Annotated in this window: 17 protein-coding genes and 3 pseudogenes; 16 read left to right on the forward strand and 4 right to left on the reverse strand. The window is 69.0% G+C overall.

The annotated features are described in order from the left end of the window. Window positions 1-366 precede the first annotated feature (366 nt). The 3 genes and pseudogenes from QOZ89_RS06565 to QOZ89_RS06575 form a co-directional block, all read left to right on the forward strand. Window positions 367-1,650, forward strand: coding sequence for a cytochrome P450 (locus tag QOZ89_RS06565; protein ID WP_071053634.1), 1,284 nt, complete (start codon window positions 367-369; stop codon window positions 1,648-1,650). A gap of 400 nt (window positions 1,651-2,050) precedes the next feature. Further along, the gene (locus QOZ89_RS06570; RefSeq protein ID WP_312623301.1) at window positions 2,051-3,271 is read left to right on the forward strand and encodes an ABC transporter substrate-binding protein; all 1,221 of its coding nucleotides are present in this window, start codon (window positions 2,051-2,053) and stop codon (window positions 3,269-3,271) included. A gap of 9 nt (window positions 3,272-3,280) precedes the next feature. Next, a pseudogene (locus QOZ89_RS06575) lies at window positions 3,281-3,484 on the forward strand (transposase); the annotation flags it as partial. 26 nt (window positions 3,485-3,510) lie between these two features. On the opposite strand, the pseudogene QOZ89_RS06580 reads toward QOZ89_RS06575, so the two are convergent. Then, window positions 3,511-4,632: pseudogene (locus QOZ89_RS06580) on the reverse strand (helix-turn-helix domain-containing protein); the annotation flags it as partial. A gap of 1 nt (window position 4,633) precedes the next feature. On the opposite strand from QOZ89_RS06580, the gene QOZ89_RS06585 reads away from it, so the two are divergent. From QOZ89_RS06585 to QOZ89_RS06605, 5 genes are all read left to right on the forward strand, one after another. After that, complete coding sequence (locus QOZ89_RS06585) at window positions 4,634-5,035, forward strand: Rid family hydrolase (protein ID WP_071049554.1); 402 nt, start codon at window positions 4,634-4,636, stop codon at window positions 5,033-5,035. Between the two features lie 20 nt (window positions 5,036-5,055). Then, on the forward strand, window positions 5,056-5,397 hold the full coding sequence (locus tag QOZ89_RS06590; protein WP_071049556.1) for an EthD domain-containing protein: 342 nt from the start codon (window positions 5,056-5,058) through the stop codon (window positions 5,395-5,397). A gap of 93 nt (window positions 5,398-5,490) precedes the next feature. After that, entirely contained in the window at window positions 5,491-7,098 is a 1,608-nt protein-coding gene (locus QOZ89_RS06595; RefSeq protein WP_071049557.1) for a sugar ABC transporter ATP-binding protein, read from the forward strand. After that, on the forward strand, window positions 7,095-8,135 hold the full coding sequence (locus QOZ89_RS06600) for an ABC transporter permease (RefSeq protein WP_071049559.1): 1,041 nt from the start codon (window positions 7,095-7,097) through the stop codon (window positions 8,133-8,135). The genes QOZ89_RS06595 and QOZ89_RS06600 overlap by 4 nt, the downstream gene beginning before the upstream one ends. A 90-nt stretch (window positions 8,136-8,225) precedes the next feature. Beyond that, window positions 8,226-9,341 (forward strand): sugar ABC transporter substrate-binding protein, encoded by a 1,116-nt coding sequence (locus tag QOZ89_RS06605; RefSeq protein ID WP_083418810.1) that lies wholly within the window; start codon window positions 8,226-8,228, stop codon window positions 9,339-9,341. A 516-nt stretch (window positions 9,342-9,857) separates the two neighbouring features. On the opposite strand, the gene QOZ89_RS06610 is transcribed toward QOZ89_RS06605, so the two are convergent. Beyond that, window positions 9,858-10,700: an SDR family NAD(P)-dependent oxidoreductase gene (locus QOZ89_RS06610; protein WP_312623304.1), complete on the reverse strand. Its 843-nt coding sequence runs from the start codon at window positions 10,698-10,700 to the stop codon at window positions 9,858-9,860. Window positions 10,701-10,729: 29 nt separating this feature from the next. Further along, a pseudogene (locus QOZ89_RS06615) lies at window positions 10,730-11,101 on the reverse strand (alpha/beta hydrolase); the annotation flags it as partial. Between the two features lie 71 nt (window positions 11,102-11,172). On the opposite strand from QOZ89_RS06615, the gene QOZ89_RS06620 reads away from it, so the two are divergent. Together QOZ89_RS06620 and QOZ89_RS06625 are read left to right on the forward strand one after the other, a co-directional pair. Continuing rightward, a complete protein-coding gene (locus tag QOZ89_RS06620; RefSeq protein WP_312623305.1) occupies window positions 11,173-11,799 on the forward strand; it encodes a TetR/AcrR family transcriptional regulator in 627 nt (208 codons plus the stop codon). Window positions 11,800-12,138: 339 nt separating this feature from the next. Next, entirely contained in the window at window positions 12,139-14,373 is a 2,235-nt protein-coding gene (locus QOZ89_RS06625; RefSeq protein WP_083418043.1) for a diguanylate cyclase domain-containing protein, read from the forward strand. Window positions 14,374-14,532: 159 nt separating this feature from the next. Here the strand turns inward: QOZ89_RS06625 and QOZ89_RS06630 are convergent, their stop codons facing one another. Beyond that, window positions 14,533-15,393: a LysR family transcriptional regulator gene (locus tag QOZ89_RS06630; protein ID WP_071046470.1), complete on the reverse strand. Its 861-nt coding sequence runs from the start codon at window positions 15,391-15,393 to the stop codon at window positions 14,533-14,535. Between the two features lie 97 nt (window positions 15,394-15,490). On the opposite strand from QOZ89_RS06630, the gene QOZ89_RS06635 reads away from it, so the two are divergent. The 6 genes from QOZ89_RS06635 to QOZ89_RS06660 all read left to right on the forward strand — a co-directional run bounded on the left by QOZ89_RS06635 (window position 15,491) and on the right by QOZ89_RS06660 (window position 24,514). Beyond that, a complete protein-coding gene (locus QOZ89_RS06635; RefSeq protein ID WP_198543035.1) occupies window positions 15,491-16,336 on the forward strand; it encodes a TauD/TfdA dioxygenase family protein in 846 nt (281 codons plus the stop codon). Further along, window positions 16,333-17,901: an ABC transporter substrate-binding protein gene (locus tag QOZ89_RS06640; protein WP_083418044.1), complete on the forward strand. Its 1,569-nt coding sequence runs from the start codon at window positions 16,333-16,335 to the stop codon at window positions 17,899-17,901. Before QOZ89_RS06635 ends, QOZ89_RS06640 begins: the two co-directional genes overlap by 4 nt. A 22-nt stretch (window positions 17,902-17,923) precedes the next feature. After that, the gene (locus QOZ89_RS06645; RefSeq protein WP_312623306.1) at window positions 17,924-18,871 is read left to right on the forward strand and encodes an ABC transporter permease; all 948 of its coding nucleotides are present in this window, start codon (window positions 17,924-17,926) and stop codon (window positions 18,869-18,871) included. Further along, window positions 18,868-20,973, forward strand: a complete 2,106-nt coding sequence (locus tag QOZ89_RS06650) for a dipeptide/oligopeptide/nickel ABC transporter permease/ATP-binding protein (protein WP_312623308.1) — start codon at window positions 18,868-18,870, stop codon at window positions 20,971-20,973. The genes QOZ89_RS06645 and QOZ89_RS06650 overlap by 4 nt, the downstream gene beginning before the upstream one ends. Beyond that, window positions 20,970-22,016 carry an oligopeptide/dipeptide ABC transporter ATP-binding protein gene (locus tag QOZ89_RS06655; protein ID WP_071046478.1) on the forward strand — a complete coding sequence of 349 codons (1,047 nt, stop codon included), beginning with the start codon at window positions 20,970-20,972 and terminating at the stop codon, window positions 22,014-22,016. Before QOZ89_RS06650 ends, QOZ89_RS06655 begins: the two co-directional genes overlap by 4 nt. Window positions 22,017-22,231: 215 nt before the next feature. Next, a complete protein-coding gene (locus tag QOZ89_RS06660; RefSeq protein ID WP_312623309.1) occupies window positions 22,232-24,514 on the forward strand; it encodes an arylsulfatase in 2,283 nt (760 codons plus the stop codon). Window positions 24,515-24,630 lie beyond the last annotated feature (116 nt).

Genomic DNA, 24,630 nt, shown 5'->3' on the forward strand with positions numbered 1-24,630 from the left:
GAAGCGGTCAATGATCAGGTGATCCACGATCTCCGGCTCGCAGACGAGCGGTCGGGCGGCGTCCGTATCTCCTTGGCCGTCGTGGGAGCAGTATGCAGCCGACGGGATGACCCTTGTCTTCTTGCTGAACAGCAAGCCCCAGTCGAGCTCGAGCGGGGCGGCGGTCGGCGGCCGGCCGCCGGCACGACGATCGTCCCGCCAGGCGCTACCGGCTCGCCGCGGCGGAGCGAGGCTGGCCGCGCGGAACCTGCGGCGGCCGGGACCGGACAGCGCCGTCCGCTAATCGGTGAGTGAGTCAACGGATTTGGGATCCGTGTGCTACAGTCAGCGGCGCGTTCTCATCCGCCGCCCCACAGGAGCTGCCTGGTGACCGACTTCGACGCACTCGACTTCTTTCGCGACAACTCCTTCATCTCGGACCCGTATCCCTACTTCGACCACCTGCGTGACCGCTGCCCGGTGACCAGCGAGCCGCACCACGGCGTGATGATGGTGACGGGATGGGACGAGGCTGCCGCCGTCTACAAGGACTCGAATACGTTCTCGTCGTGCAACTCGGTCTCGGGGCCGTTCCCGGGCTTCCCGGTGCCGCTCGAGGGCGACGACGTCAGCGGCCTGATCGAGCAATACCGGCACCAGCTTCCCTTCTCGGATCAGATCACGTGCCTCGACCCGCCCGAGCACACCGACTTCCGGTCCCTGTTGATGCGGCTCCTCACGCCGAAGCGCTTGAAGGAGAACGAGGACGCCATGTGGCGGCTCGCCGACCGCCAGCTCGACGGCTTCGCCGATCAGGGCGAATGCGAATTCATCAGCATGTACTCCGCCCCGTTCACGATGGCCGTGATCGGCGACCTGCTCGGGATGCCAGAGGACGAGTGGGACCCGTGGAATACGAAGTCGCAGCAGCGGGGTGGTGAGGACTATCCGGCGATGGTCGGCAGCACGTCGATGTCCATGGAGCACTCGCCGCTCGAGTCGCTGCAAGACCAGTTCAGGGCCTACATCGAGGACCGCCGGCGTGAGCCGCGCCAGGACGTGTTGACGTCCATCGCGAACACGACCTTCCCGGACGGCACCCTCCCACCGGTGGACATCCCGGCGCGCGTCGCGACCAACCTCTTCGCCGCGGGGCAGGAGACGACGGTGCGACTCCTCGGCGCCGCGCTCCAGCGCCTCGGCGAGGATGCCGAACTGCAGCGCCTCCTGCGGAACGAGCGCGAACGCATCCCGAACTTCGTGGAGGAGGTCCTCCGCCACGAGAGCCCGGTGAAGGGCGATTTCCGGCTGGCCCGCCGAGCGACCACCATCGGTGGAGTCGAGATCGCCGCGGGGACCACAGTCATGGTTCTCAACGGTGCGGCCAGCCGCGACCCGCGCCGCTTCGAGTGCCCCGCCGAGTTCCGGGTCGATCGGCCCAACGCCCGCGAGCACTTGGCCTTCGGTCGTGGCATCCATTCATGCCCTGGGGGCCCGCTCGCCCGGGCCGAGACCAGGGTAAGTATTGAGCGCCTGTTCGACCGCACCAACGACATCCGGATCTCCGAGCGGTTTCACGGCCCGGCGGGTGATCGTCACTACGACTACTTCCCCACCTACGTCCTCCGCGGCCTGACGCAGCTGCATCTCGAATTCACGCCGGTCAGCTGACGTCAGCGGGTAGAGCCTGTTTCAAAGTTGGTCAGCGGAGCCATTCGTCGATCGCGGTGATGGTGACTGTTGCTTCGTAATGGACGGCTAGCCTGTCATAGCGGGTGGCCACGGCGCCGTGATGTTTGAGCCGGTTTTATCGACCGCGTGTCGCTGCTTGTAGGCCTGGTGGTCGAAGCGGGGGCGGCCGGCCGCCTTTCGAGCCGCGGGCACGGCGCTGGGCGGCTGGTCGGCCTTCTCCGGGATCGTGCACCCGATGCCCCGCCGGCGTAGCCAGGCGCGGTTCGCCTTCGAGCTGTATGCCTTGTCGGCCAGGACATGGTCGGTCCGGGTCCGGGGCCGGCCGGCGCCGACGCGGGGAAATGAATCCGGTCAAGCACGGTGCTAGTGAGGGATTTACATGCGCTTACGCACGTCACGGGCACCTTTAGAGGTGGCGGTCGCAATCCTCGTCGTCGTCGTCGCGGCGACCGGCTGCTCCTCGTCGAGTGCCGGGAATGGAGCGGCCGCCGCCTGCGACTCGCCCGGGGTCACACCGGGCCAGGTGACGCTCGGGTTCGTCTATCCCGGCTCGGGGGCGTCCAATTCGGCGCTGTCCTCGGCACGAGCCGGGATAGACGCCAGGATCGGCCTCGCGAACGACGAAGGCGGTGTGCATGGCCGACGGATCGCCTACGAGTGGCGAGACGACGAGGGCTCCGGGACGGTCGTCGCGACAGCGACCGAAGATCTCGTCGAACATGAAAAGGTCTTCGGCCTGGTAACGGCCACCGCCGCCCTCGGCAACTCGATGGACCGCCTGACCCGGCAGGGGGTGCCGGTCGCCGGGGTCGCCGTCGAACCGTCCTGGGCCGGGCGGGAGAACATGTTCTCCTTCATCTACTCGGCCTCACCCGAAGTCGTCGGCCACTACATCCAGGCCGCTCGCGGTAGCAGGGTCGCCCTCATCACCGCCGACCAGTCGGCGGTGACCTCCGACACCACGACGGCGTACACGCGGGGCCTGAGGGCGGCCGGGATCAACACGGTCGAGGCGTTCCCCTACGTAGTCGGCAGCAGCAGCCCCGACCAGGTGGCCAGCAAGATCGTGGACTTCGGCGCCGATGCCCTGCTGGGCCTCTCCATGCCGGACGACTTCGCCAAGGTCGTGCAGGCGACGCACACGTTGGGCGCCCACCTCGCGGTCAGCGTCGTGCTCACCGGCTACGACCAAAGCCTACTGTCAACCTTTGGCCCGGGGCTCGCCGGCGTGTCGATGCCGGTGTACTTCCGCCCGTTCGAAGCAGGCGGTCCGGCGGTCAAGCGCTACCAGGATGCGATGACCCGCTACGCCCCGGAGTCCGGGAACCCGGACCAGCAGTTCGCGATGTTCACCTACATCAACACCGACCTGTTCGTGCGTGGGCTCGACCTGGCTGGGCCATGCCCCACCCGCGCGGGCTTCATCGAGGCCCTGCGCGGCGTCTCCGCCTATGACGCCGGCGGCCTCATCGCACCCATTGACCTGCATGACTATTCGGGTAAGCCGCTCTCCTGCTATGCCTTTGTCCAGGTAACCGCCGCCGGCGCGGCGTTCGAGCCGGTTCGAGAGCGTATGTGCGCCGACGGCAGCACCAGCTGACGCTGTCGTTCGCCCGAGGCGGGCGTCCTGGACAGCCAGAGTGTGCACGCGACCGACCGGGGCGGGCCGCATGGCTACGACGGTGGCAAGAAAGTTAACGGCATCAAGCGTCATCTGCTCGTCGACACCGTGCTGGCGGTCTGCGTCAGTCCGGCCAGCGTGGACGACCGCGAGGCGGCGATGGTCATGCTGTCCCGGGCTCGCGGCGCCTTTCGTCCGGCTCCGGCGGAGCGGTACTCGGCCGGCGTGAGGCCGTACGCCCGGCGGAAGGCCCGGCAGAAGGTGGTGGCGTCGGTGAAACCGCACAGTCCAGCGACCGTCGCGATACCGACTTCACGGCGGCGCGGGTCGTCGAGCGCCCGCCGCGCCCGCTCCAGCCGCTGTTCACGGACGTAGGCGGCCGGAGAGGTGCCGAGGTCACGGAACAGCGAGCTGACGTAGCGCACCGATACGCAGTGCCGCTCAGCGATCGTTTCCGGTCCGAGGCGAGGATCGGCGAGGTTCTCCCGGACGAAGTCGCGCATCATACGCAGCAGTGCCTCCCGACCCGCGGCCCGCGGCGCCGCGGTGCCGTCTGCCGATCGGAGAGCCGTGGCCAGCAACTCGCCCGCGGTGTGCGCGAGTTCGGCACGCTGTTGCGTGTCGTGGAGTTCGTCCTCGACATCGCCGAGCTCCCTCAGGAACGCCGACAGCACGCGCAACGTGGGAAGCGTCGATGGCAGCGACCGGGCGCACATCTCACTGGGATCGCCGAACCAGTGCCGCATCTCGTCATGGGACACCTTCAGCACCGTCTGGCCGATCGCGGTGGGCCACCTGAACCGGTACGGGCGCGAGGCGTCCCACAGCACCGCGTGACCGGCACGGACCTCGGCCCACCTCCCGTCCTGTTCCAGCAGCCCGGGGCCGCCCTGCTGGTGCAGCAGCAGCATGTAGTCGGACCTCGGGGCTCCGGTCACATGCCGCCGTGAGCGCAGCACATCCATCGACTGCGAGGCGAGCCGCACCAAGGCTGTCGCGGGCGAGTAGACGGTGACGTCGACGGTTCCGCGGAAATCCGACGCGACGCGGTCGATGCCGCAGGGCGCGAAGCTGTCGCTGCAGATCTGCGCCCATTCGTCGGCGCTTGCGGCAGTCAGGGTGCTCACACCGGCAGCATCCGCACAACAGGTTCCAGCCGGATGAACGACGCGTTGCGCGGACTTTGCGTCACACCTCCCGTGGCTCCCGCCGTGCTGAAAACGCCGACTCCGCGGTGCCTGGAACGCCGGCTCCAGGCCGCTGCAGGCAACTACCTTCTGGCCACGGCAACCGGACCCAGCCGTGGACGGCCCTCGCACACGCAGGAACAGGAGCAACATCGTGAGCAAGCCTGAGTTCTTCGTCACACCCGGCTACGGGGAGAGGAACCTGGAGCTTTTCCATTACTCGCAGGCGGTGAAGGTCGGCAACCGGGTGGAGATCTCGGGGCAGGGCGGCTGGAACGACGACTGGGAGTTCCCCGAGGCGATCGCGGACGAGATCGTTCGCGCTTTCGAGAACGTCGAGCGGACCCTTGCCATGGCGGGCGCTGGCTGGGAGGACGTGATCCACGTGAACTCCTACCATCTGCCGCTGGACGAGGAGACGGTCCAGGTGATGGCCGACCGCTTCCGCCATCACATGCCCGACCAGGCCCCGGTCTGGACGTGCACCGGGGTCCCGGCCCTAGGCGACCCCAAAATGCGCGTCGAGATCCGCGTCACCGCCGTCCTCCTGAAATGAACCCAGCAACGGAGCCCGTCGTGACCGTGCCCCACACCATTGTCTTCGCCACCAAGCGCAAGCCCGGCCTTACCCGCGAGGAGTTCGCCGAGCACTACCACACCGTTCACGCCCGACTGGCCCGCAAGCTCCCCGGCCTTGTCGAATATCGACAGACGCTCTTGCGTGAGGACTACCAATGGCACGGCCAGAGGTGCGACTACGACGCCATCTCCGTCTACGTCTTCGAAAGCGACGAGGCCGCCGAAGCCGCCTGGAAATCTCCCGAGGGCATCGCCGTCGACGAGGACACCGGACTGTTCATCGACTGGGACACCGTCATTGCCTATCCCGGCACCACCACCATCTGCCACCAGCCCTGAGTCCAACCGGCGGACAGCCGACCGCGACGCCGGCATCGGCAGGCCGAGCCAGGGTGCCGTCTGGATCACCCGAATCGAGCGAGGTAGATCACTATGCCAGCTGACGACCCTCCCGCGGACGCAGCCCACCGACCAGCGCCGGCGCTGAGCCTCCGGCACATCAGTAAGTCCTTCGCGGGGCAACGGGCGCTCGCCGACGTGTCCTTCGATGTCCCCCCTGGCGAGATCACCGCTCTGCTCGGGATGAACGGCTCGGGCAAGTCGACGCTGATCAAGATCCTTGCTGGCGTGTACGAGCCTGACCCTGGCGGCACTCTGCACATCGCGGGCGAGCCGGTGGCCCTGCCCCTGCGGCCGGCCCAGGCACACGTCCGCGGTCTGCGCTTCCTGCACCAGGACGTCGGCCTCGTGGAGGCGTTGTCCATCGCGGACAACTTCGCCCTCGTGGACAGGTTCCGCACGCGCGGCCCGTTGCGGGCAATCGACCGCCGGGCGCAGCACGAGCACGTCGCGCGGGTTCTGGCGTTCTTCGGCGTCGACCGGGATCCCGGAACCCTGATCTCAGCCCTGGACCCGACTACCCGCACCATGGTCGGCGCGGCCCGGGCTTTCCAGGACCAGGACGGCTCTACCGAGGAAAGCTTCCGCAGGAACGTACTCGTCCTCGACGAACCGACTGCCTCCCTGCCCGCGGAAGAGGTGGACAGGGTCCTGCGGACCCTCGAGCGGCTGCGGGCCGCCGGCGGCACTGTCATCTACGTCAGCCACCGCACCAACGAGGTACGCCGCATTGCCGACCACCTGGTCGTCCTACGCGACGGACGGCTCGTCGCGGACCAAAAGCTGGGGGGCCTGAGCTCGACGGGGATCGTCTCCCTCATCATCGGCCAACGATTCGCCCAAGAAGCGAACGGCGAACGTCCCCCAAGCCGGGGAAGCGGTGCGGGAGACGCCGTGCTGGCCGCGGAAGATCTGGTCGGCAGACGGTTGACCGGTGTCGGGCTCCGCCTTGCCGCCGGGGAGATCCTCGGCATCGCGGGACTGGTCGGCTGTGGCCGCAGCGAGCTGGTCCGGATCCTCGCCGGCTCCGAGCAGCCCAGCGACGGCCGGATGACGGTCGACGGCCTGCCCTACGCGCCGAGCTCGCCCGCCGACGCCGTTGCCCGGGGTGTCTCCTGCGTACCGCAGAACCGGCACTCCGACGGCTGCGTCCTGCCGATGACCGTGCGAGAGAACCTCTCTCTCGGGCGGTTGCGCACCTTCGTCACTGGCCCCGGCCTGCTCCTCGGGGACGCGGAGAACGCCGACGCGGTCCGGTTGATCGCCGACTACTCGGTAAGGCCCGCTGATCCCACCCGGCCGATCGCCACCCTGTCCGGAGGCAACCAGCAGAAGGTCGTGGTTGCTCGGGCGGCGAGCCGCCGAGGCCGGGTACTGCTGCTCGACGAGCCCACCCAGGGCGTCGACGCGCTGGCCAAACAGGAGATAGCCACCACCATCAGATCGCTGGCGTCCGACGGCACCGCCGTGCTGCTCGCGTCCAGCGACTTCCAGGAACTCGCAGCCCTGTGTGACCGGGTCCTGGTCCTGGACCGCGGCGCGCAGGTCGCCCTGGTCGAGGGCGACGACATCACCGAGGAAAAGCTCACGCTCCTGTCCACCAGGGCGCAAGCTCCAGCCCACCTCAAGGAGCCAGCATGACCACGTCAGCGATGGAGGCGACGACGGAACAGCCCGCGCAGACCCCGACGTCGCCCCGGGACGCAGCCCGGCGCACGTGGCGCAAGGTCGCGGGCAGCGCAATGTCCGGCTATGGGGCCCTGATCTTCCTGATACTGATCGCTGCCACGTTCTCCGTGGCGGCTCCTACGACCTTTCCCACCTGGGACAACGCCAAGGCGGTCCTCGCCGACCAGTCGATCCCCGGGATTCTTGCCCTGGCCGCGATCCTCCCGCTTGCCGCGGGCGAGTTCGATCTCTCCCTCGGCGGGGTGCTCGGCTTCAGCGCGATCTTCGCCACCTGGGCCTCCAACGGGGGTCTCCCATGGCCGCTCGTCGCGCTGCTCACCCTGCTGCTGGGCGCCTGTATCGGAGGCCTCAACGCGTTCCTGGTCGTCAAGGTCAGGGTCAACGCGTTCATCGCCACCCTCGGCGTCAGCACCCTGCTCGCCGGAGGCAATCTCTACCTCACCAACAGCTCGCTGCTGACCCTCGATTCGCATTCCTTCGCCCAGCTGACCATCACTCGCGTCGGTGGAATGCAGGTGGTGCTCGCCTACTTCCTCGCCCTCGCCGTCGTGCTGTGGTTCGCGATGGAACGCACGCCGTTCGGCCGGTATCTGCGAGCCACCGGCATGGGCCGGGACGCAGCCCGGCTCAGCGGAGTCCGCACCGGCCGCTTCCTGACCACCGCCTTCGTGGCCGCCGGCGCGTTGGCAGCGCTCGCGGGCCTCCTGCAGGCGTCGAGGTCTGGCAGCGTGCCACCGGGCATCGGACCGGACTTCCTGCTCCCCGCCTATGCCGCGGCCTTTCTCGGCGCCACCACCATCAAGGCCGGCTACTTCAACGTCTGGGGCACGGTCGTCGGCGTCTTCCTGCTGGCGGTCGGCTCCAACGGGCTGACCCTCCTCGGCGCCCAGACCTGGGTGACCAACCTCTTCAACGGGGCAGCCCTCATCGTCGCGGTCGCGGCCTCCGTCCTACTCACCCGCAGCCGGACCGCCCGCGCCTCGACCTGACCCCAGCGGTTCCTGCCCTGCCAACCGCACGCTTCCACCTGGCCGCCTGCCCTTCCTGCCGTTCCTCCCAGTTCCAAGGAGAAACTCCACATGCCCTTGCCCAGATCCCGCGCGCCCTTGGCCTTGCTCACCGTCGCCACGCTCACCGCGGTGCTGTCCGCCTGCTCCTCGTCGTCGGCCGGCCCATCCGGAGATTTCTCGGCGACCGGGCTCCAAGAAGCCACGACGTTCGTCGCTAAGTACCAGGCCAATCTAACGTCCGCAGGAATACCCGCCTCCAGCCCGCCGGTCCAACCTGGGCGTTTGATCATCACCGTCCCGTGCAGCTACGCGGCCGAGAACTGCAAGCGCGGAGTCGACGCCTTCGCCGAAGCCGCCAAGACCGTCGGCTGGAAGACCAAGATGATCGACCCCGCGGGCGACCCCGACAAAGCACGCGCCGCTGTCGGGACCGCGATACGACTCAAGGCTGACGGCATCTTCTTCGTGGCCGGAAGCGGCGATCAGCTCCAGCCCGCCCTCAACGACGCCCGGGCTGCGGGACTCGCACTCGTGGATCTCGATGGAGGCCCCTTCAAGGAGGGGCAGTTCGACACCACCGTGGAGCCGGACGGCTACGAGTACGGCCTGGTGATGGGCGCCCAGATGACCGTCGCCACCAAGGGCAAGGGCAAGATCATGTTGGTCAACGACCCCGAGTTCCCCTCCGTCGTGCAGTACCACGCGGGCGTGCTGGCGGCGCTTAAGAAGTACTGCCCCGGATGCGAAGTCACCGACGACATCAGCTATCAGATCGCCGGCCTGTCAACCAGCCTGCCCACCCAGTTCCAGGCGGCGCTCACCGCACATCCCAACACCGACATGGTCTGGGCGGCCTACGACGCCGCGGCCAGCGCCATCCTCCCTGTCATCCAGCGCAGTACCAACGGCGGCAAGATCCAGCTCGTGTCCTCCGACGGCAACGCCGCCAACCTCGGCTACATCAAGGCCGGCCAGGTGCAGACCGCCGACGTCGCCGCCCCCACCGAGTGGGCGGCCTACCAGTCCCTGGACCAGATGAACCGGATCTTCAACAAGCAGGACGTCCCGCTTTCCGTGCCGAGCCCGTTCAAGCTGATTACCAAGGACAACCTCACCACGATCCCCTGGGACGGCGACGTGGACTGGCGGAGCGCCTACCTCAAGCTCTGGCAGGCGAAGGCCTGAACCAGACTGGCCAGAAACCCCTTTCCCCTCCTGGATCCCGCACGCTCACGCCCACCCGCGGCAGTCCGCCGCACATTTCCCGCAAGGCGGCCTGCCGCGGGGGAACAGTGACGGCACAGTTCGGCATTAACGGACCGGTCGTCCCGTCGCTGTCGTGATCCTCTTCAGGGTCCTCAAGTCTTGCCGCGACGGCTTCGCCTACGGCGTCGGAAGGCCATTCCGGCCTCCGTCATCGGCATCATGCTCCAGCCGGCGGATCGGCGCTTCGCCGACCGCACCCTTCCCGGGAGCCGGCGCCGTCTTCAAGGAAGGCTCGGGTGGTTCCGGAGACTGTCCGGCCGCCGGTGGGGTAGCCCGGGGGGATCTCGCCCCGGGCTACCCGACCGTTAACTTGACACCCCCTGTGCGACAGAACCGCGCGTCGAACACTCTCCATAGAGTGGGGCGATCTGAATAGAGTGGGGCGATCTGACCAGCGAGGGTTGACGGCATGTTCGGCGATGACGGACGACGCGCTCAGTTCCAGCCGGTGCTCGACGCGTGGGCGATGGCGTCGGGGACGGTGGACCCGTGGAAGCCAATGCGGTCAATCACGGGGCGGAAGACGCCGGGGGCGCGGGCCACCAGGGCGTTCTTCCGCGGACTGACGATGACGTGGGCGCGGCGTTCGACGCCGTTGACGATGTCGTCGACGACCTGGTCGAGCGGGATGGTCTTCCATAGGAATTTCTCATTGCCTCCCCCGAGAATTTCGCCGGCGGGGTCGGCCTTGACCTGGTCCATGAGCGGGGTGCGGAAGAAGGTGGGATGGGCGCTGCCGACGCCGACGCCGAGGTGGCGCAGTTCAAGCCTGGTGGAGTCGCACAGGGCCCAGACCCCGGCCTTGCTGGCGGTGTAGGGGCCCTGGAGGGGGGAGTGGACGAAGGCGGCCATGGATGAGATCGCCAGGAGGTAGCCGCCGCGCTCCTGCACAAAGGGCAGGCCGGCGCGGAATGTGCGCCACACGCCGGTGAGGTTGATGTCGATGACCCGCTCGAAGGCGGCGGGGTCGAGCGTCGCCAGCGGTGCCATGGTGCCGATGCCGGCGTTGGCGACGACGACGTCGAGGCGTCCGAAGTGCTCGGTAGCCTCGGTCATGGCGTGCCGAAGGCCGTCGAAGTCACGGACATCGGCAGCCCACCCTCGCGCGACCGTGTCGCCTCCCAGCGCGTCCGCCTGTTGGCGTACGGCATCCTGGCCGATGTCGAGCAGGGCGAGATTGGCGCCGCGGGCGCGCAGGGCGTCGGCGAGGGCGGTGCCGAGGCCACCGGTGGAGCCGGTGATGGCGACCGTGCGTCCGGCGAGGTCGTAGCGAGGCATGGTCCTTCTTTCGGGTGGTCGGGGTCATCCCTCGAGCTGGCGGTGAGGATGACGTGCCCGCCGCCGAAGGAGGTTCCCCAGAGCGCTACGTGGTCGGGATCCGCCAGGTCGAGTGTGCGTGCGTGGGCGACCGCCGATGCCCAGTCCTCGAGCTGCCGGTCGACGTCGATCAGTTGTCGCGGCTCGCCGCTGCTCGCGCCGAAGTGGCGGTAGTCGAAGACGAGGCAGGCGTATCCCGCGCCCATGAACCTCTCGGCGTAGGCGTCCAGGCGCATCTCCTTGATGCCGCCGAGGCCGTGTGCCATCACGATGATCGGTCCAGGTGCGCCGGTGTCGGGCCGGTAGAGCCAGGCGCCGCAGGTGCCGTCACCGGAGGGGAAGGTCACGTCAGCTCTGTTCACGGAGTCGACTATATGGAACGCCTTCCAACGTTGGAACAGGTTCGATCTGTAGAACGGGTTACACTCGGGGCGTGACGGCTGTGACAGGGACCCGCGCCCAGCGGCGGGCGGCCGCGACCCGCCAGGCGGTGGTCGAGGCCGCCCGCGAGATCATCGCGAGTGAGGGAGCGGACGCCGTGACCCTCGAGGCGGTGGCCGAGCGGGCCGACGTGGCCGTGCAGACCATCTACAACCGCGTCGGCGGTCGATCCGCGCTTCTCACCGCGGTAGCGGAGATGGCCATGGAGGAGAACCGTGCCTACATGGACGCCGCCTACGAGGCCGAGGGCACCGTCGAGGAGCGACTTCTGCGCGCCGCGGCCGCCTACGTCCGGTTCGCTCGGGAACGTCCCCACGAGTTCCGCATCCTGGTCGACCCGCCGGACGAGCCGGAGACACTCGACCGCATCGCTTCACTCATCGAGGAGCAGAACGCCAAGCTCACGGACGTGCTGCGCGACGGCATCGCCACGGGGACGAGCCGCCCCGACCTCGACCCGGATCGCGTCTCGACCGTCCTGTGGGCCACGATGAACGGACTTCTCGCACTGGCCTGGCGGGCCGACAAGCTGCGGCCCGACGCCGACGAACTGGACGCCCTTCTCGCCACCTACGTCGAAACGATCGCCGACGGGCTCCGCCGCAGGGCAGCGCACTAACTAGTCCCACCCTCCTAGTCCCACCCTCGCCGCCGACCGGCGGCGGGAGATCGCAGATCTCCGGACCGGGACACCTAGGGGCCGCTCGTCATCCGGATGGCGTGGCACGGCGCGGGCACGGCCTCGCGGAAGCGATCCGGCGTGCCCCGCTGCTCGGACGGTGAGTCCCCGCAAGGGTTGATCGCCGTCGCATCCGCCTCGTCGCGGTCTGAGTCCGTGCCCGGTCGCCCTGTTGCGCCGTCGTGATCGTGGGAAGGCTGGGGAGGTGGGCTGTGTGTAGGGCGGTGTGAGGTGGCAGATGGGATTCCAGCGCACGGCACCGAGCCATGATCCGCCATCGTGATCGGGCAGCGCGGCGCGCCCTGCCTGATTGATTTCGCGCTGGCGACGACCTTCGCGGTGGTCCAGCCGGGGTTCGTGCACCACAGCGAGATCGTCGGGACGTTGCCGTACCTGGCGCCGGAGCAGACCGGTCGGACCGGTCGCCAGGTCGATGCCCGGGCCGACCTGTACGCGGTCGGGGCGACGCTGTACGAGCTGGCGACCGGCGCGCCGCCGTTCGGCGTCGGCGACCCGTTGCAGATCATTCACGGCCATCTCGCGCGGGTGCCGGCGGCGCCGTCGGTGGTGAATCCGGCGGTGCCGGCCGACCTCTCGGCGATCATCATGCACCTGTTGGAGTTGGAGAAACGCACCATCGTGGACGGTATTCTGCGGGCCGATCGGATCCAGCGTGCCAGCGGGAGAGCCGTACGCCGTCCGCGCGGAGAGGTCGCCGTCGGTTCGGCGGACGGGAGCCGGGAAATCCAACAGATGGCGGCGCAGCGCCTCGGTTGGCCATGGCGCGGTCGAGCTGTCGCGGTATGCATCCAGGCAGTTACGATGGGCTGGTTGGGGGGAGTGGTGGCGAGGCTCCGCGTTGTCGGGGGCGCAGTGCCAGGCCTTCGACGTTCGGCCGGTTGGTCCCACGGGCCGGGGTTGTTCCGGGGCGCGGTGGTGGGTGGCATGCTGCTCGTCGGGCTGGCAGCCGTGCTCATGGCACTGCTGGGCCCGGATTCTGTCCTGATCGCGACGGCGGTTGCCGCGCTCGCCTCTCAGGTTGCCGCCGCGGTGGCGTGCTTCTGGAGCGCTCGGCACGCAGCGGCCGGTGACCGGCGATGGCGGGTGCTCGTCGGCGTGTTTGCGGCTGGCGTGGCGGGGAGCGCCCTCGTCGCCGTGGTGACGTTGCTGAACGATGGCTCGGTCGCTTCCCATTCGACGTCGGAGTATCTGGCCCTGTTTCCCATCTACGGGCTGGCTCTGGTTGGGCTGTTATGCCTGCCCACCTACCCAGTCCAGGCCCGGGGCGAGCGTGGGCGGAGGGGTGGCACGACTCGTTGGCATGCGATCATCGTGCTGGACAGCGTGCTGATCGTCGGTTCGGTCTTTCTGTTGGAATGGGGGACGGGGCTGGAGGTGGTCGTCCGGGCGAGCGCGCCCGAACCTTCGCTGCTCTTGCTCGCCCTCGCGCACCAGGTAACTGCGCTGATCCTCGCGGCGGCTGTCCTGTTGATCGCGACCTTCCGCCGGCCGCGGTCCCCGGCGACGTTGGCGTTGCTAGGCAGCGGCCTGCTGGTCTACGCCCTTACGAACGGCGTCGTGACCTATCGCGTGGCTCAGGGCCACTACGACCTTCCCGCGTGGAGCCTGATCTCGTACGTCGTCTCCTTTCTGCTGATCGCTCTCGCCGCGTTGGTGCCGGCCCGCGCCCGAGTGGACCTGGACGGTTCGGCCCCGCCCGGCCCGCGGGCGACGTGGGCGCATGCCGCCCTGCCGTATGCCTTGCTCGGCATGGCCGGCCTACTGATTCTCGGCAGGCTGGCGGCGGGTGCACCGTTCGACTGGGTCGAGGCATATGGCACGGTGTCGTTGCTGGTCTTGGCGCTCGCGCGTCAGATGATCACCCTCGCCGAGAACACCCACCTGCTCACCGAGGTGAGGGAGCGCGAGAGGCAGCTGCACTATCAGGCGTTTCATGACCCACTGACCGGTTTGGCGAACCGGGCATTGTTCAGCCAGCGCCTGCAGCGAATGGTCGACCCCGGCGCCGATCCGAGTATTGACGGCGCACCCACTGGCCGAGAGGCCGTCGTCTCCCTTCTGTTCGTTGACCTGGACCAGTTCAAGCGGGTCAACGACGCGTTCGGGCACGCTGTCGGCGACGAACTCCTCAAGATCAGTGCGGCGCGGCTGCGGGCCGGAACTCGCGCCACCGACACGGTCGCCCGCCTTGGTGGCGACGAGTTTGCCGTCATCCTTGCCGACGCTGGCCCAGACAGGCCAATCCAGGTCGCCGAGCGGCTCGCGACCGCGGTTCAGGCGCCTTGTCAACTGGCGGGCCAGACCTACATCCCGCGCGCCAGCTTCGGTCTTGTCTCCCTTGACTGCACCGCGCGGCGAGCAAACCCCGACACCCTGCTCCATCAGGCCGACCTGGCGATGTACACAGCGAAGCGCGAACAGACAGGCAGGCCGGTCGTATACGACCCCGACCTGACCGTCCACTTCGACCAGGACCAACCACATCGTTCCTAGTCGGCGCCACCCGAGCGCGATCCACCAGGGACCGGACCGGCGGGCGTGTTCGCGTCGGCCTGGCTCGGGCACCGGTTCACCGCGTACTTCGGCTGCCGGCCCGGGTCTCGACCGTCTGGCCGAGGGCGGCGTGGCGACCTCGGCCGCGACTCGAGGTTGTCAGGTCGTCAGCATGCGAAGGAACGCCTCGGCGGCGGGGGAGCCGTGTGGCCTGCGGATCGCGGCGAGGTCGGGACTGAGGTCGGGGCGGACCCGGCGGGCGACGACGCCGTCGGTGCTGATGCGGGCATGGCGTGATCCCGAGATGAGCGTGGCGCCGAGGCCGCCGCGGACCAGCTCGATCGCGGTGCTGTGGTCCGAGCATTCCGCGGCGATGGTTGGCCGCCGGGCGAGGTTCCGGAAGAACGCGTCATGCCTCGTGCGGGTGGAGGTCCCGGACAAGGGAACGATGAGCGGCACCTCGGCGAGGTAGCGCACTGTGACCGATTCGCCGGGTGGCGCAGTGCCTTCGGGGAAGAGCGCGAGCAGTTCCTGGGTGCCGGCCGGGACGTGTGGCAGATCGGGGGGTACCTCGGTGCCGTGGATGACTCCGATGTCGCAGCGGGCGTTGCGGACGGCCTCGACGACGGTTCGGTCGTCAGTTGGCTGCTCGACCAGCAGTCGGACGCCGGGGTGACGCCGGTGGAACCGGACGACGAGATCGGCGGTCTCGACCGCGGCTGTCCGGACTCCCATGACACTGAGCTGGCCGCTGAGCAGGCCCGCCACCGCCTGGACCGCCGTCTGGGCGCTGTTCACTTCGGCGAGCGCTCGGCGCGCTGGCGTGAGGAGGGCCTCGCCTGCGGCCGTCAGGCGGGCGCCGGTCGAGTTGCGATGGAAGAGCCGAGAGCCCAGTTCCTTCTCGAGGCGCGCGACGGCATGTGAGAGGGCCGGCTGGCTCAGGTGCAGCGCGCTGGCGGCGTCGGTGAAAGTTCCGTGCTCGGCGATCGCGATGACACACCGTAACTGATGCAACTCCACGATCTATCTATATCGTGCATGAACCCGGGCGACAACTTCTATTGGACGAATGGAACGTCGGAGGAGACTCTCAGAGCCCAGAACGAAGGAGGCCGATGTGGATGTTCTGCCTGTGTCAGGCGCGCTGGGCGCCGAGATCCGTGGCGTCGAGATTCGTTCCTTGGGCCGTGGCCAGATCGCCGAGGTTCGCGACCAGCTGCACCGCTACGAGGTCATCTTCTTCCGCGGGGCTCGGCTGGGGCCCGAGGAGCACCTGAAGGTCGCCGAGAGCTTCGGCGAGGTCAGCATCTTCCCCCTGTCCCGGCTGCGAGGGGCGACGGAGCCGACCCTCCAGGTGATCAGCGATGGGCCTGACAGCCCGCCCGAGGCCGACTACTGGCACACCGACGTCACCTGGGCGGCGGAGCCACCGAAGTACGCGTTGCTGCACGCGGAAGTTGTGCCCGAGCGTGGTGGCGACACCCTGTGGGCCTCGATGACCGCTGCCTACGACGCGCTGTCACCGACCATGCAGCGTCTGCTTGCTGGCCTGGACGTGGTGCATGACTGTCAGAGCTTCATCGAGGGTATGCGCAGGAAGGGCGTCACCTCCGATCTCGAAGTGCTCGTGGCGCGGCTGCGGGAGGCCTATCCGCCGGTCAGGCACCCGTTGGTGCGGACCCATCCCGAGACCGGTCGGCGCGCGCTTTTCCTGGGCGGTCGGTTCATGCGGCGCATCGAGGGGATGCGTGAGCACGAGAGCCGAGCGCTGCTCGACCTGCTGGCCCGGCACATCGAGGATCCCCGTTTCCAGTGCCGCTGGCGCTGGCAGCCCGGTGACCTGGCGATCTGGGACGAGCGCAGCACGAACCACCGCAGCGCCGCCGACCACTTTCCCCAGGTTCGCGTCGTGCGCCGGGTCGAGATTGCTGGCGATCGCCCCTTTTTCCAGGCCGCGGCATGATGGGGCGCAGGAGCCGGCGCGGGGTCTTAGGCGGCGCCGTCGCGGCTGCCGTCTCACTCCTCGCGGTCGTCGCCTGCGGTGGATCCGGCGGTGGCCCGGCGGGAGCCCCGGGCGCGAACACCGACAACGGCGTTCTGCGGATGGCCTTCGACCTGAGCGGTACCGCCACCCCGGTCACGTTCGATCCCGCCGGGGGCACGGCGGCGGGCGCGCAGGTGGCGTGGCAGCTGCCTATCTATGACTCGCTGCTGCACTACGACACGTCCGGCGCGCTCGTCCCTGGGCTGGCGACGAGTGCCACGATCTCCGACCCGTCCACTGTGACTGTCACACTGCGCTCTGGGCTGGTGTTCTCCGACGGCACGACGCTGGACGCGAACGCGGTCAAGGCGTCCATCCTCCGCAACAAGGCCGAGCCGCAGCACGGACAACTCAGCGCGGTCCTCCAGAACGTTTCCACGATCGACGTGGCCTCGCCCACGTCACTGACCATCCACCTGTCCAAGCCGAACGCGGGCGCGTTCTATGCGTTGCTCGCCGGGCCGGAGACCTTCGTCAGTCCCGCCAGCGCCGATCTGGCCCGGTCACCGGTCGGGGCGGGGCCCTTCATGCTCGCCCAGTACGTGCCGCAGCAGCGGATGGTGCTTAAGAAGAACCCGCGGTACTGGGGCGCGAAGGACATCCACCTCGCCGAGATCGACATCGTCAGTGTCAGCGCCGGGCCTCAACAGGTGAACGCGATCAAGTCGGGCCAGGTGAACTTCAGCCTCGTCCAGCCGGCCGACATCCCGGCGATCCGCTCGGACTCCTCGCTGCGCCTGGTCACCCACACCACCGACACCTCGCTCCTGTGGATGCCGTTGTGCAAGTCCGAGCCGCCCCTGGACAAGCCGCTGGTCCGGCAGGCGCTCAGCTACGCCGTGGACCGGGATGCGATCAACCAGGCGGTGCTGCAGGGCGCCGGCGAGCCGGCTGTCTCCTTCTGGCCGAAGGACAGCGTCTTCTACCCGAAGAGTCTTCCCGCGAAATACGCCTTCGACGTGGCAAAGGCGAAGCAGCTCCTGGCCCAGGCTGGCTACCCGAGTGGCTTCGACCTCACCCTCGTCCTCCTGCCCAGCTCTCCCGTCGCGAGCCAGACGGCGCAGATCATCCAGTCGGCGTGGAAGGCCATCGGCGTCAACGTCACGATCAAGCAGTCGTCGAACTTCGTCAGTGACCTCTACATCAACCATCTCGGCCAGACCTCGATCGTCCCCGCCATCGGGACCGGTGTGGACAAGTTCAAGACCCTCACCCCCGGGAATGTCGGCGACCTCTGTGGCTACGAGAACCCCGAACTCACCAAGATCTCGACCCAGTTGCAGGGCATCGCGCCGAACAGCCCGGCCGCGGCCAGCCTCTGGGCCGACGCGCAGAGCATCATCTCCCGAGATGCCCTGGCGATCTGGCTTGACTTCCTTCCCACGGCCGCCGCGGTCAGCCCGAGCCTGGCCGACCTCAACCTCGTCACGTCCTATTTGGTGCCCGTGCCCGATTATCACACCGTCCGTGTAGGCCGCCAGTGATGACGAGGAGGCTGAGGGGCACGTGATTCGATTAGTGCTGCGCCGGCTGCTGGTTCTGTTACCGATGCTGTTTGTGGTCTCGTTCGGTGTGTTCCTTCTGGTCGCGCTGGTGCCGGGAGACCCGGCGGTCACCCTTGCCGGCGGCGCCAGCGCGACACCCGAGACGATCGCGAACGTCCGTGCACAGCTCCGTCTCGACGACCCGCTGCTGGTGCAGTACTGGCACTGGCTGGCGGGGATTGCCCGGCTCGACCTCGGCAGGTCGCTGTTCAGCGGCATACCGGTCGCCCACGAGATCGCCGCGCGGCTGCCGGTCACCCTGAGCCTGGTGATCGCCGCCACGCTGGTGGCCGTGGTCATCGGTGTGCCGCTCGGGGCCGTCTCAGGCCTGCGGCCGGGGGGCACGGCGGACGCGTCGGCGCGCGTGACCTCGAGCCTCGGGCTCGCGGTCCCGAACTTCTGGCTGGGGGTCATCCTGGTATCCCTGCTGGCGGTCCGTTTCCAGGTCTTCCCGCCGACGGGGTTCACCCCGATCTCGTCATCGTTCACCGGCTGGGTGCAGACGGTCACCCTGCCGGCGGTGGCACTGGGACTCGCGCCGGCGGCGGGCGTCGCCCGGCAGTTGCGGCGCTCGCTGGCCGAGGTCCTGGAATCCCACTACGTACGGACCGCCTGGGCGAAGGGCGCCGGCACGACCCGTGTCGTAGTCCGGCACGCGCTCAAGAACGCGGCGATCCCGGCGGTGACGGTCCTCGGTGTCCAGATCGGCTTCATGCTGGGTGGCGCGGTGATCATCGAACAGATCTTCTCCATCCCAGGGCTCGGAACCTACATGCTGCAGGGGATCACCGGTCACGACCTGCCCGTCGTCCAGGGCGTCACGCTGGTGTTCGTCGTCTTCCAGATGGCCATGAGCCTCCTCGTCGACCTCAGCTACGGGTACCTCAATCCCAAGGTGAGGGTGGCATGAGAGAGGTGACGGCGCCTCGGGCCGGAGACGATGTGGCCTCGGTCGACGAGGTCCTGATCGGCGAGGCCCCGGTCGGCGAGGCACCAGTCGACGAGGCACCAGTCGACGAGGGCCAGGCGACGGCCGCCTTAGTACAGCCCGGACAAGGAGCGGACGAGGAAGCGAGTCCCGCCTCCGCCAGCACCTGGCGGCGGCTTGCGCGGCAGCGGGGCGCGGTCGTGGCGGCGGGCTGGCTTCTCCTGCTCGTTCTGGCCGCGATCCTCGCGCCCTGGGTGACGCTGCACGCGCCGGCCGCCCAGGACCTGCTCCACAGCTTCGGCGGTCCATCGGCCTCCCACTGGCTCGGCACCGACGACCTGGGGCGCGACGTGTTCTCCCGGCTCGTGTACGGAGCCAGGTCGAGCCTCCAGGTGAGTTTCGAGTCGGTCGCGCTCGCGCTCGTCCTGGCGATACCCGTGGGCCTGTTCGCCGGATATCGCGGCGGGCAGGCGGACAACATCGTCATGCGGTTCGTGGACGGCGGTATGAGCGTCCCGCCGCTGGTCCTGGCGCTGGCCGTCGTCGCCGCGCTCGGACCCGGGGCGAACAACGCCTCCCTTGCCCTGGCGATCGTGTTCATGCCGGCGTTCACCCGCCTGATCCGGGGCCAGACCCTCGCCGTCAAGGAGGAGACGTTCGTCGAGGCGTCCCGGTCCCTGGGCACCCCGCCAGTGCTGATCGTCGCCCGGCGGGTGTTCCCGAACGTCGTCTCGACGATCATCGTTCAGGCGTCGCTGACCCTGGGCGGTGCCCTGCTGGCCGAGGCGGCGCTGAGCTTCGTCGGCCTCGGCGCCCAGCCGCCGTCACCGAGCTGGGGATCGATGCTGCAGCAGGCGTACAGCACCGGTCTGTTCACCCACGCCTGGAGCCTCGTCGTCCCGGGTGCCGCGATCGCGGCAGGTGTGCTGGCGTTCAACACACTCGGCGACGGGCTTGCCGCGGCGCTCGGGGTGGGGCGGCCCTCGAACGGACGTCGTCGGCGCTGGGGCAAATCGAGACTCTCGCGTGGTCTCACCCGCGTCGACCGCGGGCCCGTGACGGCGCCGCCTGCCCCGCGGTCCCCGGACGGGGACACGTCCCGGGACACACTGCTGTCCGTCGAGGGGCTGCGCGTCGTTCTGGACACGAGCGCAGGCCCGGTGCCCGCCGTCGAGGACGTTTCGCTCCGGATCGGCGAAGGCGAGATCGTCGCGCTGGTCGGCGAGTCGGGTTCGGGGAAGTCGCTGACGTCCATGGCGATCATGCGCCTGCTGGCCTCACCGCCCGCCGCGGTCGCCGCCGGGCAGGTCACCTTCGCGGGCCAGGACCTGCTGTCGATGGATCTTGGCGAACTGCGTCGAATCCGGGGGCGTGACATCGGGATGGTGTTCCAGGACCCGATGTCCAGCCTGAATCCCTCCATTCGCGTGGGCGAGCAGATCGCCGAGGCCGTGCGGCTGCATGAACGTGTCGCCCGGCGGACGGCACGGGAACGGGCGGTCCAGATGCTCGTCGAGGTCGGCATCGCCGACCCGGCGGCCCGCATGCGCTGTTATCCCCACGAACTGTCGGGCGGCATGCGCCAGCGCGTGATGATCGCGATGGCACTGGTGTGCGGGCCCCGTCTGCTGATCGCTGACGAGCCCACCACAGGCCTCGACGTCACCGTGCAGGCGCAGATCCTGGAACTCCTGCGCCGCCTGCGGCGGGAACGGATGGCGGTCCTGTTCGTCACCCATGACCTCGGGGTCGTCGCGGACCTGTGCGACCGCGTCGCCGTCATGTACGCCGGCCAGATCGTGGAGGAGGCGCCGATCGACGATCTGTTCGCGCGTCCCCGCCATCCCTACACCGAGGGGCTGCTGCGCGCCTCCCGGTCGGCGCAGGACGCTATCGGCGAGTCCGCGGCCATCACCGGGAGCGTGCCCGCTCTCGGCCGGCGGCCGGCGGGTTGCCATTTTCATCCACGGTGCCAGTACGCGATCGACCTCTGCCGGACCGTGGACCCGCCGCTGGTCAGGGAATCTGGCCGGTACGAGCGCTGTCACCGGGCGGCCGAACTGACGCTGCGTGGTGTCGCATGAACGCTCCCGCGTACGCCGCGCCGCCGGCGGCCGAGATCATCGACGCACAGGTGCACTACACCCGCCGAGGATGGCCTGGGCGCACGGCGACCGTGCGCGCGGTGGACGGCGTCAGCCTGTCGATCATGCCCGCTCGGACGCTGGGCCTGGTCGGCGAGTCCGGGTCCGGCAAGTCCACAGCGGCTCGGGTGCTCCTGCGCCTGCTTGAGCCCACGTCCGGTCGCGTGTTGCTGAACGGCCACGACGTCACGGCGGTGCACGGCCGGGAACTGCGCGCGCTGCGCCGGCAGACCCAGATGGTGTTCCAGGATCCCTACTCCTCGTTCGACCCGCTCGCGTCGCTGGCCGACAGCCTTTCCGAGGCGCTGCGGGGCCGTGCGGAGCGCGGCGCCGAGCGGCTCGCGGCCGCCGCCGAGCTGATGGCGCAGGTGGGACTGTCCCCGTCCCTCCTGAGCCGCCACCCACGGGAACTGTCCGGCGGCCAGCTGCAGCGGGCCGCCATCGCGAGGGCACTCGCGGCCGCCCCGTCGCTGGTCGCTCTCGACGAGCCGGTCAGCTCACTCGACGTGTCCACCCAGGCCCAGATCGTCAGCCTGCTGCACAGCCTGCAGGCGCAGACAGGCCTGGCGTACCTGTTCATCTCGCATGACCTGTCCGTCGTGCGTCGCCTCAGCCACGACGTCGCGGTGCTGTATCTGGGTCGAGTGGTCGAGTCGGGGCCGGTCTCGGCGGTCTATGAACGACCTCGCCACCCCTACACCGCGGCCCTGCTCTCGGCCGTTCCTATCCCGGACCCCGCCCGACAACGATCACGACCGCGCATCGTGTTGCAGGGCGACATCCCGTCCCCGTCCAACCCGCCGTCCGGATGCCGGTTCCGGACCCGCTGCCCCTGGGCGATGCCCGTGTGCGCCCAGACCGATCCGCCCGCCACGACAACCGAGGACGGCGTTACCACCTACTGCCATCTCCACAGCGACGGGCCACGGCTGGCCGGTGAGAGCGTCCTGACGCTCGGAGACCGACCTGACACCACCGCCTGACCGCACAGACACGCTGTCACACAGGCAGGCTTCCGCCCGCGTGCCGGCGGCCCTGACCGCTGGTGGGTGAAGCGGCGCCGGCCCGGGTCGGGCCGTCGACCGACACGGGCGTGGCCGACGCCTGACATCTCCACCAGCTGTGCGATTCCCGTGCCGGACCTCTGGACCGCGCACCTGACCAGGAGACGCTGACCACCGGCTCCGAAGGAGAACCTGTGCCCGTCGAGACCCGCCCGCAGCTCGGTATGACGGTTGCCGAGAGCGTCCCCAGCTATCCGCGGGCGCCGAAGCCCGCCGCTGGCGCTCCCAACGTCGTCGTCATCCTGTTCGACGACATGGGCTTCGCCCAGCTCGGCTGCTACGGATCGGACATCCGCACCCCCAACATCGACCGGCTGGCGGCCGGCGGGCTCCGCTACAACCGGTTCCACGTGACGTCGCTCTGTTCACCGACGAGAGCGAGCCTCCTGACCGGCCGCAACCACCACGCCGTCGGCATGGGCTTCCTCGTGGACGTCCCGCTGGCGTTCCCCGGGTATACCGGCCGGATCCCCAAGTCCGCGGCCGCACTGCCACGCCTGCTGCGCGACGCCGGCTACAACACGTTCGCCGTCGGCAAGTGGCACGTCCTGCCGCGCGGAGAGCGCTCGCCGGCCGGCCCCTTCGACCGCTGGCCGCTCGGCATGGGCTTTGAGCGCTACTACGGATTCCTGCAGGGCGACACCAACCAGTGGACGCCGAACCTCGTGTCCGACAACCAGTACATCGACCCGCCCCGGCGGCCCGAGGACGGCTATCACCTTTCCGAGGATCTCGCCGACACGGCGATCCGGATGGTCACCGACCAGCAGCACGCGGCGCCGGGAAAGCCGTTCTTGCTCTACTTCTCCCTGGGCGCGATGCATGCGCCGCACCAGGTCGCGCCGGAGTGGGTGGCCCCCTACCAGGGCCAGTTCGACCATGGCTGGGACCGGTGGCGCGAGGAGGTCTTCGCCCGGCAGATCGACGCCGGGATCGTGCCCGCCGGCACCGTTCTCACCGAGCGGCCGCCGTGGGTGGCGGGCTGGGATGAGCTGACGCCCGACGCCCGGCGGATGCACGCGCGGCCCCATGAGGTCTACGCCGGTTTCCTCAGCCACACGGACGCCCAGATCGGCCGCCTGTGTGACGCCCTTGAGCGCCTCGGTGTCCTGGACAACACGCTGATCCTGCTGATGTCCGACAACGGCGCGAGTGCCGAGGGCGGGCAGCACGGCACCGTCAACGAGCACCGTTTCTCCAACCGCGTCCGGGAGACGGTCGAGGGAAACCTCGCCAGCCTGGAGGACTGGGGAGGCTTCCGGTCCTACAGCCACTACTCGTGGGGGTGGGCGTGGGCCGGCAACACACCCCTGCGGCTGTGGAAGCGCTACACCTGGCTCGGCGGGACGCGGGTCCCACTCGTGGTCCACTGGCCCGCCGGCATCCGCTCCCGAGGCGAGATCCGTGGCCAGTTCTGCCACGCCGTCGATGTCCTTCCAACGGTCCTTGACGTCTGTGGCGTCGAGGCCCCTGATGCGGTGGACGGCGTCACCCAACAGCCGATGGACGGCGCCAGCTTCACTGCGAGCTTCGAGGACGCCACCGCGCCGGCCGCGCGCCAGACCCAGTACTTCGAGATGCTCGGGTCCCGCTCGATCGTGAACGGCCGGTGGAAGGCGACCACCGACCACGTGGCACGCGGCGTCGTCGACGAAGAAGAGCTCATGACCGGCAGCCGCGACTTCGCCGCGGACCACTGGGCCCTGTTCGACCTGGAGCAGGACTTCTCCGAGGCGGCGGACGTCGCCGCGGTCCACCCTGAGACGGTGCGCAGGCTGCAGGAGGTGTGGCTGATCGAGGCCGGCCGTAACAACGTCATGCCGATGTCCGAGGGCCTGACCGACCGGATCGGCGCCATCGTCCCGGCCGACTATTCGCCGGGGAACAAGGCCGTGTTCCGGCCGGGAGGCTCACCGATCTTCGACGAGAGTATCCCGAACCTCTCCTTCGGGTTCCGGATGTCGGTCGAAGCTGAGGTGGCACCCGAAGGGGCCCAGGGCGTCCTGCTGGCACTGGGCGACTGGAACGGAGGCTATGCGCTGTACGCCGTCGACGGCCTGCTCCGGTTCACCCTCTGCCCCGCGGGGGACCCGGTCACCGTGAAGGCCTCCACCCCCCTTTCCCCCGGACGGCACTGCCTGTCCGTCACCTTCAGCCCCGATGGTCCGGGCGGGGAACTCACACTCGCCTGCGACGGGGAAACACTCGGATCGGCCACGATGACCGTTGGCGTGCCCTTTGTCATGCAGCATGGCGGCGCGCACCTCTGCCTGGGCCATGACCGAGGGTTCCCCGTGTGCGACGACTACGTCCCGCCCTTCCCATGGCGGGGGGCAATCCACGACGTGACCGTCGAAACACCCGTGCTCGGCCGGTCACCGGCGGCCGATGTACGCGCCGCGCTGCACGCCGACTGACACGTCCCGGCGAGCAGCAGGCTGACGCAAGCGGGAGGTACTCGGCGAGGGTGGTGGGCAGATCCGGCCCGCGCTCGCGTGCGCGGCGGTGGGTGGTGGGGGACCGGGGCCCGCCC

Source organism: Pseudofrankia coriaricola (assembly GCF_032027725.1).
Classification (GTDB): Bacteria; Actinomycetota; Actinomycetes; order Frankiales; family Frankiaceae; genus Pseudofrankia.